This is a genomic window from Bradyrhizobium sp. 179 (assembly GCF_023073535.1).
In the GTDB taxonomy this organism is placed as follows: Bacteria; Pseudomonadota; Alphaproteobacteria; order Rhizobiales; family Xanthobacteraceae; genus Bradyrhizobium.
In genome coordinates, this window is sequence record NZ_JADPJR010000136.1 from 106256 (window position 1) to 120827 (window position 14572).

The window sequence follows — 14572 nt, forward strand, 5'->3', positions numbered from 1 at the left end:
TAGATCACCAGCGCGCAATTAGTCCTTAGTTACGAGTGCGAACCGACCTCCCGTGGAGGGGAATCGGATGGGACTGCTTTTTGTTGGAGTGCTGGCGGGAATCCTGATCGGCTTTGGCTGGTTCGCGCCTTCCCGAGGGTATTTCCTTGATTGCGCGTCACGCCCCTGTTTCAACGGGGGCGCAGTCGCCCGACCCGCGCTGCCAATGCAGATGGCTTTGGCGCCAGATCCTGCGGCCGTCAAATCGAATTCTGCTACTCCGGCAAGGTCCGGCAAGAGATCTTCCCCGAAGAAGCGTGGAGCGGCCGACCTTGCCAAGGTGGCGTCGCCTCGGACGAGGATCGGCGTCTCGGCATCCGAACACTCCGCGGAAACTTCAGATCCTGTCCTGGACAAGGCGAAGGTCACGATCTCGGCGAAGATGGAGGATCCAGAATCGGCCGAATTCACCGATATGAAGCGCACGATGCGAAAGAACACGCTCGGACGCCCTGTGGATACGATTTGCGGGCGTGTGAAAGGAAGAAGCGCGTCAGGCGGCGAGACCGCGGAGAGGCCGTTTCTTTACCTCGTGAAGGAGGATGAAGCATATGTCGTCGACGGCAAGTCAGGGTCGGCGGCGTCAACGGCGTATCGAAATATCTGCAATTAGGGGAGGCGTCGACTGCGCGACCGTGCGGTACGCACCCAAGTGATTTGAGCGGAAAGAATTTCCACCTAGCCGCAAAGTGATCCCGCAGTGGATACGGCACTAACGGCGGCACTGCGCCTCGTGATGATGCATTCAGAATGAATGCAGCAGCAGCAGGGGAAGACGCAATACGGAATGGGAATATCGCGGAAGTTCTTTTCATCTTGAGGAAATCATGCACGACATAACGAACACCTCAAAACGGCTCAATGAATCGCTTCACTTGCCGGTTCTGGTAATCATCGAGCCGCTCCTATTGCCTCGCACATGCATGCTGAACGTCCTCAGGCGGGAGCTGGACCACCTTGAGATCCTTGACATGGCAACGGTCCAAAGCCTGGACTCTACGTCAGCCCGCGATGTTCGTCTGGTGGTGCTGAGTATCGCGGATAGGCCCATCGGCGATCCTTCGGTTGAGGACGATCTCGCCTTCGTTGCGGAGTGTTGTCCCAACGCCGCCGTTGCAGTCCTGTCAAACCATGATGACGAGCCGACCGTGCAGGCTGCGATGCAGCGGGGCGTGCGCGGCTTTCTTTCCACCTCGCTATCGATCGAGATCGCCATGGCTGGCCTGCGGCTTGTCCTTGTTGGTGGCGTCTACCGGCCGTTGCCCGTGGCCGGGACGAACAGGATAGCGGATCTGGAGCCGTCGGATACGCGCGGGCTTGCGCCCGCATATCTGATGAACGAGGGAGTCGGAGTGGCTATCGACAGGAGCGTGACCGATCTCACGCCTCGTGAGCAACAGGTTCTGGCGGAATTGGAGCTCGGCCTGCCCAACAAGCTGATCGCCGCCAAACTGAACCTCGCGGAAAGCACAGTCAAAATGCACATCCAGCATATCATGAGGAAATGTGCTGCGCACAATCGCACGGAAGCTGTCCTCCGCTGGCGCGGCCGGTTGCCCGCGCAGAGTCGCGATCACGATCCAGGCGCAGCTCCAATGCTGGAAAATTAGTCCTCTCTGAATGCACCACGGAAGCTGTCGAGCAGGGGCCTGAGCGCGTAGAGAGCCACAGTACCGCGCCTTGTCGTGATGAACACTTGAACCGGCATACCGGGGACGATCTGGATGTCGTTTGCCGCGATCTGCGCGTCGTCGATCCGGATTTTGGTCGCGTAGTATGGCTGGTCGGTACGCTTGTCGAGGAGCCGGTCCGCGGATACGTGCACGACGGTTCCCTTCAGGCGAGGCACGCGACGCTGATTGTACGGTACGAGGTGAACCTCGGCATTGAGGCCGGGATGAACCACGTCGATGTCCTCGGGCCTCAGGCGCGCGGTCACGATGAGGCGATCTTGCCGGGGTACCAGGTCCATGAGCGGAGCACCAGCTCCGATGACGCCGCCTGCCGTATGAATCCGCAGATCGGTTATCACGCCGTCCTCGGGCGCCTTGATCTCCGTTCGCGATAGCTGATCCTTGGCCGCAAGCAATCGCTCGCGGAGCTGGAATATCTGGTTCTGCGCTTCACGAAGCGACTGTGCGATCTCGTTCTGCCTCTCGCTCTCGAGCTTGAACAATGTGGCCTGCTGTTCGCTGATGACCTGCGCGGCGCGAGAAATCTGCGCGGCGATCTCGCCGCGGCGGCCCTCAACGTCGGCCAGCTCCCGCTGCAGGTTCAGAAGCCGCGGTCGCCGTTCGAGTCCCTTGTTGACGAGGGTCGCGACCATATCCAGTTCCTCCCGGACGATGTCGACCCGCTGCCCGGTGGCGCTCTCCTGAGCCTTGAGACCTTCGATCTCCTTCTCGACTTGACGCCTTCGTTCGCGAATGACCGTAAGCTGCGACTCGTGAACCTGCAGGCGCGCCTGAAAAATGAACTGCTGCGCCGATACCGCAGCGGCGGCCACCCCGTTCTGCTTGCTGTCCTGTTCCAGCGCGTCCGGAATTGCGATCCTCTCAAATCTCTGCTGCTCGGCTTGAAGCCGTGCGGCACGAGCAACTGCATCCCACAATTGGCCTTGAAGGCTTTGCATCTCCGAGGCGGCCCGGGTGTTGTCCAGCGCGATCAGCATTTGGCCGCTTCGCACGATATCGCCATCCGAAACAAGGATCCTCCTGACGATACCGCCTTCCAGATGCTGAATCGTCTTGCGGCTCGATTCCGATTCCACGACTCCAGATGCGATCGCGGCGCTCTCGAGCGGCGCGAGGCTCGCCCATGTACCAAGTCCCAGCATGAAGCAGAGCACCAGCAGATTGCCCGCGACTGTGAGACCGCGAAGCCTTCCGCGCGGAGAGATCGGCGTGGGCGTCGAGCACCATGGAAATTCCAGCGGCTCGAAATCGTCGATTGCGGTCACCACGACGCCAAATCGCCGGGCGGGCGCGGGGCGCGCCGGAGCTCGCATGAGCTGCTCCCAGATCATGGGAAGTCTCGAGACCGCGGGAAACTTCCGGATGATGAGAGAATTCCAGATCATGGCGCAATCTGCGAAGTGACTTGGGGGCGGCTCAGGTGCCGTTCAAAGATGTCCTCGCTGTCGCCGAATGCGGCGATCGCACCGTCTTCCATGATGGCAATTTTGTCCGTGGCTGCGAGGAGACCCATCCTGTGAGTGACGACGACAAGGATGACGCCTGCGAGCTTCATGCGCTCGATGGCATCCAGGAGCATTCGCTCGCCCCCGTAGTCGAGGCTGGCGTTGGGTTCGTCGAGAACGATGAGGCGTGGACTGCCGAAAAAGGCGCGGGCAAGTCCGAGGCGCTGCCGATATCCGCGTGAGAAGTTTGTTTCGCTGTGAACCATCGTGTCGTAACCCTGCGGCAGGCGCATGATCGCCCCATGAACTCCGACGAGCTTGGCCGCTTCGACGACCTCCCGCCGGTCGGCATCTTCAAGGCGTGCGATGATGTCGTTGATCGTGTCGCCGAGCAGGTTGATATCTTGGGGGAGATATCCGAGGCGGTCGCCGTTTCGGCCCTCGCGAAGCAGCGGGATGACGGTATTGTCGAGGAGGACACGGCCATCCGTTGGCATCGATAGCCCGGCGATCACCTGGCCGAGCAAGGATTTGCCTGACCCGGACGGGCCGATAATGCCAAGGCATTGTCCGGGCATGAGGCTGAACGAGACGCCGCTCAGCAGAAAATGGTCGGTCCCCGCAGGCCGCACGCTAACATTGTCGACGACGAGGCCGCTTCGCGCCTGCGGCGGAGAAACCTCCGCGCTCTGCTGCAGCGCGACGGGGAATGCGGCGAGAAGTGCGCCGAGCCGCTGACAGGCGCTCAGGGCCGTTACGAGTGATTTCCAGCCAGCGAGCGCACTTTCGACCGGCGCGAGCGTCCGGCTGAACATCAGCGTGGAAGCAAATATGATTGCCGGGCTCTTCCCGTGATCGAGGACGAGCCACGCGGCAGCCCCCATGATCAAGACCTGCGACAGCGCGCGAACCGGCTTGGTGGCCAGCATGACGATCTCGCCTCGCCGGAGTGCAACATCGTGCTCCCTGCGCGCGTGCTGCGCGTCACGGTGAATCATGCGCGCTGCGCTGTCGAACATTCCCATGGCGCGGATCATGTGGATGTTGCCCGCGGCCGTCTGGAGGCGGCCGCAGCTTCTGGACAGTGCGGCGCCGGATCTTTGCAGAACGTCTTCCGTGACCAGCTCTCCGGCAACCGTGAGCGCGAACAGGAAGGCGACGCAGCAGGCGCCCACCATGCCAAGCAGGGGATGGATCAGAAAGAGGACAAGGAGGAACAAGGGCGCCCAGAGCGCGTCGAACAGCAGCGTGCATGCGCCGGACTCGACGAACTGGCGCAGCACGGTGAGATCCCGATATGCGCCCGACGCTTGCGTCGAGTCCCTGCGAAACGCCGATTCGAGGCCGGCCGAAAGCACGCAAGGACGAAGGCGATCGTCGAGCCAGGCGCCAAGGCGTCCCAGGACGGCGCGCCGCAACGCATCGAACACGCCGCCCACGACCACTGTGATCGCGACAATGAGCGTGAGCAGAAGCAACGTGTCGCCGCTCCGGCTCGACAACACCCGATCGTAGATCTGAAGAAGATAGATGGAGGGCGCAAACAGAAGCAGGTTGTAGCTGCAGCTATAGGCGAATACGAGACCAAGCGGTCCCGCGCAGGACCGGAGGGCCGCGTGCAGTGGCGTCCGGATCTGCGGCAGGATAGGCCACTGAAGGGGCGGCATCAGCATGATCGTCACCGCCTGAAATCGAGGTCCGGCGCACTTGACCGATGGCTAACGTCATCTGCCAACGGTATCGGCGGGGTATTGGCTCGAGCGTCAGGACCGGTGGCGGGGGCCACCGGTCCTGCCAGTCGGACGAGCCGATGGTCAGAACGTATCGAGATGGAAGCTCACCTCTCCGCCCACCGCGGCGTTGCCGTCTCCGCCATTGCCGCCGATGCCGGCCACGACCTCCTGGTGCTGATCCACCCAGACCTTGTTGATCTGGGTCGCATCCGTATTGGCGTATACCTTGGAGGTATCGTGACCGCTGTAGGATTTCTGGCTTCCGTTCGACTCGGCGTCTGCGCCATGGACCTTCGAAAACCACGAGGCCTTCGCGTTGGCGCCGCCGGCATCCCAATCTGCCGTCTGCTTGACGTGATCGCCGGTGCTCACGTGCACGTCGGCACCTTCCGCCTTGTTGGTTGGATCGAAGTTGAGCGTCGGCTTGCTGATGATGGCTCCCTTGAAGGTGCCGTCGCCTCCATTTCCGACACTTTGACCACCGGTGCTGATCGATTTGAATTCGATCGAGTCCGAGATGCTGATCGCTTTGGGCAACATTTGAGCCTCCCTCTTTCTGCTGGCTTTCGCGCATCATCCGTCCCGATCGGGCGGACGCGCGCGGCAAAGTCTGATCCGCCCAGGCGCGATGGCGATAGATGTCAAATCGGACACCATCCGGTTTGGTCGACCTACGTACGAAAGTACGACATTCGTCGCGCAACATCGGAACTCGAAACATCCGGGAGAGCCCGCAGGGCGAGCTTGCATGCGCAGAGTGTCGAAGCGGCTCGCGATCGGGCTTGTGCGAGCGGCGCGGTGTTTCGCTATCCCAGCAGGTGAAGATCCGACAGAAGGTGGGCGGAAAGATCGCCACCCAGCGCGAGATTGCCGTGGCCGCCGTCCCCGCCAAGTCCGGCGATCTGGATCGCACTCTGGTCGACGTGCACGTTGTTGACCTGATCGGCTATCGCCGTCGAATGGGGACCCGCGATTGCGATGTTGATGGGCGCATAGATCGCGACGCTGACATCGATCAGGCTGCCGGCAAAATAGCCCTTGCCGCCATTGCCTGCGCCGTTCGAACCGGTCGCGATCGTGTCGGACCCGCCCCACAAGCCGTGGGAGAGAAGGCTTGCATGGCCGCCCGCCGCGGCGTTGCCGTTGCCCCCGTACCCGCCAATGCCGGCGATCTGAATGATGGATTGATCCACGTAGGCGTCATTTGTCTGAACCGCGTAAACGTTGGAACCATAGCCCGCGACTGCGATGTTGATCGGGTCGTACAGTACGAAGGAAGTATGGACGAGCCCGCCGTAGAACGCGCCATCGCCGCCATTGCCAGCCTGGCTTCCGCCCGTTTGAACGTCGAAGACGCCCCCTCCGTTGCTTGATCCCCAACTGGGGTCGAGCGTGATGGCGCTGCCGCCGGCGGCCACGTTTGCATTTCCGCCGCTTCCGCCGACGCCCGCGACCTGAGTGGCCGATTGATCGATGTCGACCGTGTTCGATTGACTTGCAAGCGCCGTGCCGCCCGAACCCGCCACGGCAATGTTGATCGGGTGATAGATCACCACGGGAGCGTCCACGATCGCACCCGAGAAATAGCCGCTGCCGCCGTTTCCGGCGCTGTTGTCGCCGCTCGCGATCACGCCGGCGCTCAAGGACGTACTGACGCTCCCTCCCGATACAATGTTGTCATTGCCGCCATGGCCGCCGACGCCGGCCACCTGAAGAGCGGATTGATCGACATTCAAATTGTTGGGCTGGTTGGCCAGGGCGACCGAGCCGTACCCCATACTCACCGAGATGTTGATCGGTTCATAAATCAGCAGGGACGCGTGAATGATCCCTCCATAAAAGTAGCCATCGCCGCCGTTCCCCGCCGTGTTCGCCCCATTCTCGACCGAAGCAATGCCCGTCCCTGGATGTGATGCGTCGGCTGCAGGCTTCGTGGACGAAACGTCCAGGCCCGCCGCAGCGTGGTTGCCGGCGTGGCCGCCCGTGTCGACCCCCGACGTGGGATGTTTGGATTGAACCTGGTCGGACTCGTGATGCCGGATGTTGGCGCTCGCGTGGTGGGCTCCAGGACCAGCAAATTGACCCGCAAAAGGGCCTGGACCATGGACCAGAGCGCCACCGCCGACCACGTCAGCTACGAACGAAGCACTCGGCCCAGGGCCCGGTCCGCGCTCGCCATCGTAGCCATCGTGGTGATGCGAGGCGTGATGCAGCCGGATTCCATCCGACATCCGCGAAAAATCCATCATAGCCTCCCTCATCGCGATCGCTCCGCGCGATCGGACGGGTTCTGCGCTCCGGACACAATGTCATCCCGGGAAGGTCGAATGCCCAGTCGTCAGTTCGGATATGGCGCTTCGTCGGGCACCCCGTAACAACGGCTACATCCGTTCGGGTGGGCTACAGCCTTTGCAAGCTTGCGCGGGCCGATGCTTGAAAGTGCGACCTTGAGGGGATGGCGAAAATGGACGATCGGGCTGGTGGAGAGGTCGTCGTAGGGTCTGTGGCCAAAACGAATCCACCGCAATGCCCGATTTAAGTCGCATCGCGACCTAGGTCACGGCCAAAGCTCGTGTTCGGGCAGGGGCGCAACACCGGGGTTTCCATGTCCGGTCATTTGCGATTTTGTTTCGCCGCTTTTGTACTTGTTGCAGGTCTCCCGACGTCATCAGCGTCTTCGAACCCATTTTCCGGATTCTTCAATGCCGGTCCCGCGACAGCCTCTGCGCCCACTTCCGCGGAAGTCGCGGAAGTGAAGTGCTTGTCGCGGCCCGGCAGGTCGACCGCCGACGGCCAGCGCTGGAAGGCCGGCGCAGATGCTGGTTCCAGGTCGCCGAAGGGACAGAGCCGGTGAAGATCCCGGTTCGGTATCGCGCCGCCAGTTATCGTGTCGCCATGGCCGAAGAGAACAAGACCGCAGCGCGCAAGCGGAAGGCGATGGTAGATGCGCGCGCGGAGTTGCAGCGCTCCGCAGCGGTGGATACGTCTCGGCCGAGCCCGTCCGCGCCCGTGCAGGTGGTTGATGCCGGTCCCATCCTTGCTACCGGGATTGCGACCCACGTGTCGCCGGCCCCCCTCTCCAAACGCGCCGACCGGCTCACGCCGGACGAAATCGCGTCGCGCCAAGTCGACGTGGATGCACGTTTGGCGGCCGCGCCGGCCGCCAGTGACGTGGTTGCCGCCTCGATGCCTTCGGCGACGCCGCTCGCCTTTTCAACCGCCGAGGCGGGTGATGGCGGGCAGGGATGGACCTGGCTTGGCATGCTGCTGATGGCCTTGGGCCTCGTCTCCGTCTTGAGCGCGAGCCGAACCACTCGCTGGGCCGTGCCGCTGCCCCACCTTTCTTTCGCTTGCCAGAGGCTGATGCTGGTCAAGACGCGACTTTGCGGGGAGGCTCGCTAGATCGAACGTTAAGCGGGAGTTTGATAACCATTGAAGCGAGCAATGAGGGGCAGCGCGCGGCGTTTCTGTTGCAGCAAGGGAAAACGAAAGCCTGCCAAGTCGTGATGATCATCGATTTACTGGTGGGCCCGGCAGGACTCGAACCTGCAACCAGACCGTTATGAGCGGCCGGCTCTAACCATTGAGCTACAGGCCCCGCCGCGAGGCGGCCATTTTTGCAAGCGGCCGGCAACGGTGCGCGGTTCGTTTACAGGGCCTGGGGCGGGGGTGCAATGCTGGCTGCCCAACGGAACGCCGGCGCCGCGTGGCAAGCGCGGCCTTTCGGTGGATTGCTGGATTCGGAATAATCGCATTTTGCCATTGTTTTGCCCGACGAGTCAAACGGCTCTGCGGTCATGTGCCGGCGGCTGGCTTTCCGCTTCCGTAACCCGCTGAAATTGCTCACGTCTTCTACTGTGCATGGGGTTGTTTTCGCACTTTTGTTGTGAGGGGGCCCGCCGGTCCCCCGAACGTCTTGCCGGCGAGGAACAGCGCCCGCCGTGGGGCCCTAATCCACCGACACGCCGGCGAACTCCACCACCTTCCGCCACTTCTCGGTCTCGTCCGCGACCAGCTTGCCGAACTCGGCCGGCGTCATCGGCTTGGGGATGCCGCCGGTCTCCGCCAGCCGTGCCACCAGCTTCGGGTCGTTCAGCGCTTCGCCCACTGCTTTGTTGAGGATCTCGATCACCTCGGTCGGGGTGCCCTTCGGCGCGGAGATGCCGTAGAAGCCGACCGCTTCGAAGCCCGGCACGGTCTCGGCAATCGCGGGCACGTCGGGAACGCTCGGCCAGCGCTGCGGCGAGGTCACCCCTAACGCGCGGACATTGCCGCCTTTGGCCTGCTCCAGCGCGGAGGGCAGGTTGTCGAAGATCAGCTGCACCTTGTTGGAGATGATGTCGGGGAAGGCGATCGCCGAGCCGCGATAGGGCACGTGCACCATGTCGCATTTGGTCATCACCTTGAACAGCTCGGCCGACATGTGCACCGAGGTGCCGTTGCCGGAGGAGGCAAAGGAGACCTTGCCGGGATTGGCCTTGCAATAGTCGATGAACTCCTGAACCGTCTTCGCCGGAAACGCGTTGGAGACGACCAGCATGTTGGTGAGCTGCATGATGCTGGCGACCGGCACGGTGTCGCGCAGGAAGTCGAACGGCAGCTTCTTGTAGAGCGAGGTCGAGATCGCATTGTTGGGGGCGACGAACAGCAGCGTGTAGCCGTCCGGCGGCGAATTGATCGCGGCGGCGGCCGCGATGTTGCCGCCGGAGCCGGTCCGGTTCTCGACGATGAATTGCTGGCCGAGGCGGTCCGACAGCCACTGCGCCATGATCCGCGCCACGATGTCGACCGGGCCGCCGGCGGAAAAGCCGATCAGCCAGTGCACGGGACGGTCGGGATACGCAGCGCAGGCGCGCGGCGTGGCGCCGAAAAGCGTAGCAAGAACCACGAGCCCGAAAACACCATTACGCAAAATTCGCAACATGACGCCTCCCATTGCTTTATTGTCTTTGGGCGACATGCTTTCACAAAATCCGGCTGCTGCCTACATCGTCGCAAGTCGGTGTTGACGCAGGTCCGCGGGAGCGACCATGAGATTCGCAACGTTCATCCTCATCAGTGCGGCGCTGCTCCTTGGCCCCGCTGCTGCCCAGACCGGAGGCACGGCCATTTCGACCACGACGATCAGCTTGGGCACCGCGACGCCCGGCGGCGGCTTTCCACTCTATGGCAACGCCTTCGCAGAGGTGATGAACGCAGCCGACCCGCAAATTTCCGTCGTCCCGCGCAACACCAAGGGCAGCAGCGAGAACATTCCGCTTTTGGAGAAGGGCGAGCTTGATCTTGCGCTGGTCGCAGGCGAGCCGGCCTATGAGGCCTTCGCCGGCATTGGCCGTGCGAAGGTAGCGCTGAAGATTCTCACCGCGATCTATTCCAACCCTGGCATGTTCGTGGTGCGGGCGGACAGTCCCTACAAGACGATTCACGATCTCGTCGGACAGCCCGTGGCCTTCGGCGCCAAAGGCTCGGGCCTCCCGATCCTGGCGCGCTATGTGCTTGACGGACTCGGCCTGAAGCAGGACGAGGATTTCAAGGCGATCTATCTCGACCGCGCCGGCGATGGCCCCGCGATGGTCGAAGACGGCCGCGTCGCCGCGCTGTGGGGCGCCGGCATCGGCTGGCCCGGCTTTGCCGCGGTGGCATCGAGCGCATCAGGCGCGCGCTTCATTGCGCCTGAGCTGGACGAGATCGCGCGCATCCGCGCCAAGCATGCGTTCCTCAAGCCGCTCATCGTGCCGGCCAATAGCTATCCGAAGCAAACGGAGCCGATCGCCTCGCTCGGCTCGTGGAGTTTTGTGCTGACGCGCGAGGATCTGCCTGACGATGTCGCCTATCGCCTCGCCAAGACGCTGCACGGCGTCGAGGCGACGTTCTGCAAGAGGCTCGCGCAGGCCTGCGAGACGACGGCCGCGAACACGGTCGCGGCAGCGCCGAAGCCGGAGCTGATCCATCCGGGCGTGATGACGTATTTTCGCGAGATCGGCGTGGTGAAATAGCGAATGGCGAGTGGTGAGTAGCGAATGGAGTTGGTCCATTCGCTACTCCCTATTCGCCACTCGCCAATCTCACTTCTTCAGGAGCGGGCACGCCGGGTCCGGCGGCCCGAACGCCTTGTCGCCGGAAATGGTCGTGAGGATCTTGTAATAGTCCCACGGATATTTGCTCTCCTCCGGCGTCTTTACCTGCACCAGCCAGAGGTCGTGCACCATCAGATTGTCCTCGCGCAAGCGGCCGTTGCGGGCGAAGAAATCTTCGATCGGCTTCTCGCGCATTTTGGCGGCGACCTTGAGCGGATCGTCTGTGCCGGTTTCCTTGATGGCGTTGAGATAGTGCATCACGCTGGAATAGACCCCGGCCTGCCACATCGACGGCATCTTGTTCATCTTGGCGAAATACCGCTTCGACCATTCGCGGGTCTTGTCGTCCATGTCCCAATAGAACGACGTCGTCAGGAGCAGGCCCTGCGCAGCCTGCAGGCCGAGGCCGTGGATGTCGGTGATCAGCGCCAGCAGCGCCGCCATCTGCTGGCCGCCCTTGAACACGCCGAACTCCGAGCCGGTCTTGATCTCGTTCATGTTGTTGGGGGGACCGGCGGCAATGCCGATGATCTTGGCCTTGGAGGCCTGCGCCTGCAGCACGAAGGAGGAGAGGTCGGGCGTCGCCAGCGGGGGCCGGACCGAGCCCAGCACCTTGCCGCCATTGGCGGTGACGACGGCGGAAGCGTCGCGCTCCAGCGAATGGCCGAAGGCGTAGTCGTCGGTAATGAAGAACCAGCTGTCGCCGCCGCGCTTGACCACCGCATCCGCGGTGCCGACCGCGAGGGCGCGGGTGTCGAACACCCATTGGATCGCATAAGGAGAGCAGAACTTGCCGTGGAAATCCGCGGTGCCGGTTGAGTGGGTGATGAACAGCCGCTTCTTCTCGTTGGCGACGTTCTGCACCGCGAGCCCGACCGCGGAGACCGGCACGTCGACGATCAGATCGACCTGGTCGACGTCGTACCAGCGCCGCGCGATCGTGCCGCCGATGTCGGCCTTGAGCTGGTGGTCGCCGATCACGACGCTGATCGGCTTGCCAAGCACCGTGCCGCCGAAATCGTCGATCGCCATCTGCGCCGCCGTCACCGAGCCCTGGCCGGTCGGTGCCGAGGCCGGCCCGTTCATGTCGGTGAGCACGCCGATCTTGACGAGGTCGTCGGACACCTGCGCCATTGCGGCATCCGGCAGCAGCGCCGCCGCCGAGAACGTCGCGACGAAGGCGGCCGCGACCGGCAGTCCAAACCTGATTGGATTCATGGTTCTCCTCCCTTGATCCGGCTCGTTGGCCGGTGTTGCCCGGGTATGCCCGGCTGAATTGGTTTCTTTTGCAACTATTTGGGGGCGGGCGTCAATGTCAGGCGGCGAAGCGGATCCGACCGGCCGGCGGGGGTCGTAGCCGGTCGGCTCCTCGGCACACTGGCGCCGCCGCCTCTCGCCGAGTGGCCGGAGCAGGGCCGGCATGCAAATAGCTGCGCTGCCGCATTGCGAGGTCGAGCGCGCCGCCGCCGCGCGCGGGCGATGCCGCACTCGGCCTGGCCGGCGCGGAGCGCAAGCAGCCCCGATGCGTCACGAGTGCGGCGCAATCGGTCATCATCATGATCCCGTCAAAGCCAATGGGAACACGATCATGGCCGTCCGCCGCCTGTCCGTTGCATTCACGCTTCTCTGCGGCCTTGCCGCGGGCGTTGCGGCGTCATCCGCTGAGGAGCGCGGCATCGTCCTCGCATCGACCACGGCGACGCAGGAGTCCGGCCTGCTCGATTATCTGCTGCCGATCTTCCGTGCGAAGACCGGCATCGACGTGACGGTGATCGTGCGGCGCGCCGATGAAGTGCTCGACGGGGCGCGAAGGGGCGAGGTCGACGTCGTGCTGATGCATGCGCGACCGCAGGAGGAGAAATTCGTCGCCGACGGTTTTGGCGTGAAGCGCCTCGACGTGATGTACAGCGATTATGTGCTGATCGGGCCGAAGAGCGATCCCGCGGGCGTCAAAGGCAAAGACATCGCGACCGCGCTGAAGGCGATCGAGGCCAAGGGGACGCCGTTCGTGACGCGCGGTGACCGCTCGGGCACCCATGCCGCGGAGCTCGCGCTCTGGATCGTCGCCGGCATCGACATCGCCAGCGCCAAGGGCGCCTGGTATCGCGAGGCCGGACCGGGCATGAAGGCGGCGCTCGAGGCCGCGCGCGCCGCGAACGCCTATGTGCTGTCGGACCGCGGCAGCTGGATCTCGTTCAGGGATCGCGGCGATCTCGATATCGTCGTCGAAGGCGACAGGCGATTGCTCAATCAGTACGGCGTGATGCTGGTGAACCCCAACAAGTTTCCGAACGTGAAGAAGGATCTCGCGCAGACCTTCATCGACTGGCTGACCTCGCCGGAGGGGCAGACCGCGATCGCCGGCTACAAGATCGACGGGCAGCAGCTGTTCTTCCCCAATTCGGACAGGTCGGGCGGGTAATGTCCGTAGCGCTGGCGGTTGCCAAACCGGGCGATGCATGGTCCATCATGGCGCATGATTCAGCGCCTGCCGTCCTCGCTCACGCCGCTCGACACTGCGCTCGCCGCGTTGCTGCGAGGCGTCGATCCTGTCGCGCCGATGGAGTTGCCGCTGGCGGAAGCGAGCGGCTGCGTCGCGGTGGGCGCTCCGCTGCTTGCCGCCTATCCCCCGCGCGACATTGCCGCCGCAGACGGTTGGGCGCTCTCCGCCAATGATCTCGTCGGTGCGTCCGCGTATTCGCCGCTGCCACTGGCGATGGCTCCTGCATGGGTCGATGCCGGTGAGGCGATGCCGGAGGGATGCGACTGCGTGCTCGACGCCGGGGCGGTCGAGCTGTCAGGTCCGCTCGCGCAGGTGCTGGCCGAGGCCGTGCCGGGGCAGGGCGTCAGGCGAGCGGGAAGCGACGTCGCCGCGCGCACGCCCGCCGGCGCCGAGGGCTATCCGATCGGCGCGGCCGATCTGCTGATCGCGCGCGTCGCGCATCTGGAGAAGCTCGGCGTGCGGCGGCCGCGGCTGCGCATCGTCAACGTGCCGGGCGCAACGGCAACGGCGCAGATGATCGCCGGCATCGCGCGCGTGTCGGGGCTGGAGGTGAAGACGTGTGAGGCCGGCGCGCGTGATGAAGCATCGATTGCCGAGGCGCTCGACGCTTCCTCCTGCGATCTGCTGCTGACGGTCGGCGGCAGTGGCGTCGGCCATGGGGATGCAGCTGTCGCGGCGCTGGCCCAGCGTGGCGAGGTGCTTGCCCATGGCCTTGCGCTCCAGCCTGGACGCACCGCTGCGGTCGGCCGGCTCGAAAAGGTTCCGATTGTCGCCTTGCCGGGCTCGCCCGATCATGCGCTCGCGGCCTGGCTCGCGCTCGCGCTGCCGCTCATCGATCAGTTGTCGGCGCGCCGGCCACGCCGACAGCTCACCTTGCCGCTCGCACGCAAGATTGCATCCGGTGTCGGCATCGCAGAAATGGCCCTGCTGGTCGAGGAACATCATGCGTGGATGCTGCTTGCCGTGGGCGAATGGCCGCTCCAGGCGATCGTCCGCGCCGATGCATGGCTGCTCGTCCCCGCCAGCCACGAGGGATTTGCGGCGGGCACGCCGGTCGGTGCCTATCTGATGCGGGAATGAT

Annotated in this window: 12 protein-coding genes and 1 tRNA gene; 6 read left to right on the forward strand and 7 right to left on the reverse strand. The window is 63.7% G+C overall.

Annotation, left to right across the window (positions count from 1 at the left end):
• Positions 1–67 precede the first annotated feature (67 nt).
• Together IVB12_RS31525 and IVB12_RS31530 are read left to right on the forward strand one after the other, a co-directional pair.
• Positions 68–652: a hypothetical protein gene (locus IVB12_RS31525; RefSeq protein ID WP_247305178.1), complete on the forward strand. Its 585-nt coding sequence runs from the start codon at positions 68–70 to the stop codon at positions 650–652.
• A gap of 214 nt (positions 653–866) precedes the next feature.
• A complete protein-coding gene (locus IVB12_RS31530) occupies positions 867–1649 on the forward strand; it encodes a response regulator transcription factor (RefSeq protein ID WP_247305180.1) in 783 nt (260 codons plus the stop codon).
• Here the strand turns inward: IVB12_RS31530 and IVB12_RS31535 are convergent.
• The 4 genes from IVB12_RS31535 to IVB12_RS31550 all read right to left on the reverse strand — a co-directional run bounded on the left by IVB12_RS31535 (position 1646) and on the right by IVB12_RS31550 (position 7160).
• On the reverse strand, positions 1646–3064 hold the full coding sequence (locus IVB12_RS31535; protein ID WP_247305183.1) for an HlyD family type I secretion periplasmic adaptor subunit: 1419 nt from the start codon (positions 3062–3064) through the stop codon (positions 1646–1648). The two genes, IVB12_RS31530 and IVB12_RS31535, sit on opposite strands and share 4 nt — an antisense overlap.
• 50 nt (positions 3065–3114) lie before the next feature.
• Entirely contained in the window at positions 3115–4851 is a 1737-nt protein-coding gene (locus IVB12_RS31540) for an ATP-binding cassette domain-containing protein (RefSeq protein ID WP_247305186.1), read from the reverse strand.
• A gap of 141 nt (positions 4852–4992) precedes the next feature.
• Complete coding sequence (locus tag IVB12_RS31545; RefSeq protein ID WP_247305189.1) at positions 4993–5451, reverse strand: hypothetical protein; 459 nt, start codon at positions 5449–5451, stop codon at positions 4993–4995.
• Between the two features lie 266 nt (positions 5452–5717).
• On the reverse strand, positions 5718–7160 hold the full coding sequence (locus tag IVB12_RS31550) for a hypothetical protein (RefSeq protein ID WP_247305192.1): 1443 nt from the start codon (positions 7158–7160) through the stop codon (positions 5718–5720).
• A gap of 601 nt (positions 7161–7761) precedes the next feature.
• Between IVB12_RS31550 and IVB12_RS31555 the strand changes: the two genes are divergently transcribed.
• Positions 7762–8313 (forward strand): hypothetical protein, encoded by a 552-nt coding sequence (locus IVB12_RS31555; RefSeq protein WP_247305195.1) that lies wholly within the window; start codon positions 7762–7764, stop codon positions 8311–8313.
• Between the two features lie 120 nt (positions 8314–8433).
• On the opposite strand, the gene IVB12_RS31560 is transcribed toward IVB12_RS31555, so the two are convergent.
• Positions 8434–8509 (reverse strand) — tRNA-Ile (locus IVB12_RS31560).
• 351 nt (positions 8510–8860) lie between these two features.
• Positions 8861–9835, reverse strand: coding sequence for a tripartite tricarboxylate transporter substrate binding protein (locus tag IVB12_RS31565; RefSeq protein WP_247305198.1), 975 nt, complete (start codon positions 9833–9835; stop codon positions 8861–8863).
• 106 nt (positions 9836–9941) lie between these two features.
• Between IVB12_RS31565 and IVB12_RS31570 the strand changes: the two genes are divergently transcribed.
• Positions 9942–10907 carry a TAXI family TRAP transporter solute-binding subunit gene (locus tag IVB12_RS31570; protein WP_247305200.1) on the forward strand — a complete coding sequence of 322 codons (966 nt, stop codon included), beginning with the start codon at positions 9942–9944 and terminating at the stop codon, positions 10905–10907.
• A gap of 69 nt (positions 10908–10976) precedes the next feature.
• Here IVB12_RS31570 and IVB12_RS31575 read toward each other — a convergent pair whose 3' ends face one another.
• Complete coding sequence (locus tag IVB12_RS31575) at positions 10977–12206, reverse strand: ABC transporter substrate-binding protein (RefSeq protein WP_247305203.1); 1230 nt, start codon at positions 12204–12206, stop codon at positions 10977–10979.
• Positions 12207–12576: 370 nt separating this feature from the next.
• On the opposite strand from IVB12_RS31575, the gene IVB12_RS31580 reads away from it, so the two are divergent.
• Both IVB12_RS31580 and IVB12_RS31585 read left to right on the forward strand, forming a co-directional pair.
• Positions 12577–13410 carry a substrate-binding domain-containing protein gene (locus IVB12_RS31580; protein WP_247305207.1) on the forward strand — a complete coding sequence of 278 codons (834 nt, stop codon included), beginning with the start codon at positions 12577–12579 and terminating at the stop codon, positions 13408–13410.
• 54 nt (positions 13411–13464) lie between these two features.
• Positions 13465–14571 (forward strand): molybdopterin-binding protein, encoded by a 1107-nt coding sequence (locus IVB12_RS31585; protein WP_247305210.1) that lies wholly within the window; start codon positions 13465–13467, stop codon positions 14569–14571.
• Position 14572 lies beyond the last annotated feature (1 nt).

What these genes read in the sequence shown, in the direction of transcription:
- IVB12_RS31525 (WP_247305178.1), top strand. Translation starts at nt 68, where the DNA reads ATGGGACTGCTTTTTGTTGGAGTGCTGGCGGGAATCCTGATCGGCTTT.
- IVB12_RS31530 (WP_247305180.1), top strand. Translation starts at nt 867, where the DNA reads ATGCACGACATAACGAACACCTCAAAACGGCTCAATGAATCGCTTCAC.
- IVB12_RS31535 (WP_247305183.1), bottom strand. Translation starts at nt 3,064, where the DNA reads ATGATCTGGGAGCAGCTCATGCGAGCTCCGGCGCGCCCCGCGCCCGCC.
- IVB12_RS31540 (WP_247305186.1), bottom strand. Translation starts at nt 4,851, where the DNA reads ATGCTGATGCCGCCCCTTCAGTGGCCTATCCTGCCGCAGATCCGGACG.
- IVB12_RS31545 (WP_247305189.1), bottom strand. Translation starts at nt 5,451, where the DNA reads ATGTTGCCCAAAGCGATCAGCATCTCGGACTCGATCGAATTCAAATCG.
- IVB12_RS31550 (WP_247305192.1), bottom strand. Translation starts at nt 7,160, where the DNA reads ATGATGGATTTTTCGCGGATGTCGGATGGAATCCGGCTGCATCACGCC.
- IVB12_RS31565 (WP_247305198.1), bottom strand. Translation starts at nt 9,835, where the DNA reads ATGTTGCGAATTTTGCGTAATGGTGTTTTCGGGCTCGTGGTTCTTGCT.
- IVB12_RS31570 (WP_247305200.1), top strand. Translation starts at nt 9,942, where the DNA reads ATGAGATTCGCAACGTTCATCCTCATCAGTGCGGCGCTGCTCCTTGGC.
- IVB12_RS31575 (WP_247305203.1), bottom strand. Translation starts at nt 12,206, where the DNA reads ATGAATCCAATCAGGTTTGGACTGCCGGTCGCGGCCGCCTTCGTCGCG.
- IVB12_RS31580 (WP_247305207.1), top strand. Translation starts at nt 12,577, where the DNA reads ATGGCCGTCCGCCGCCTGTCCGTTGCATTCACGCTTCTCTGCGGCCTT.
- IVB12_RS31585 (WP_247305210.1), top strand. Translation starts at nt 13,465, where the DNA reads ATGATTCAGCGCCTGCCGTCCTCGCTCACGCCGCTCGACACTGCGCTC.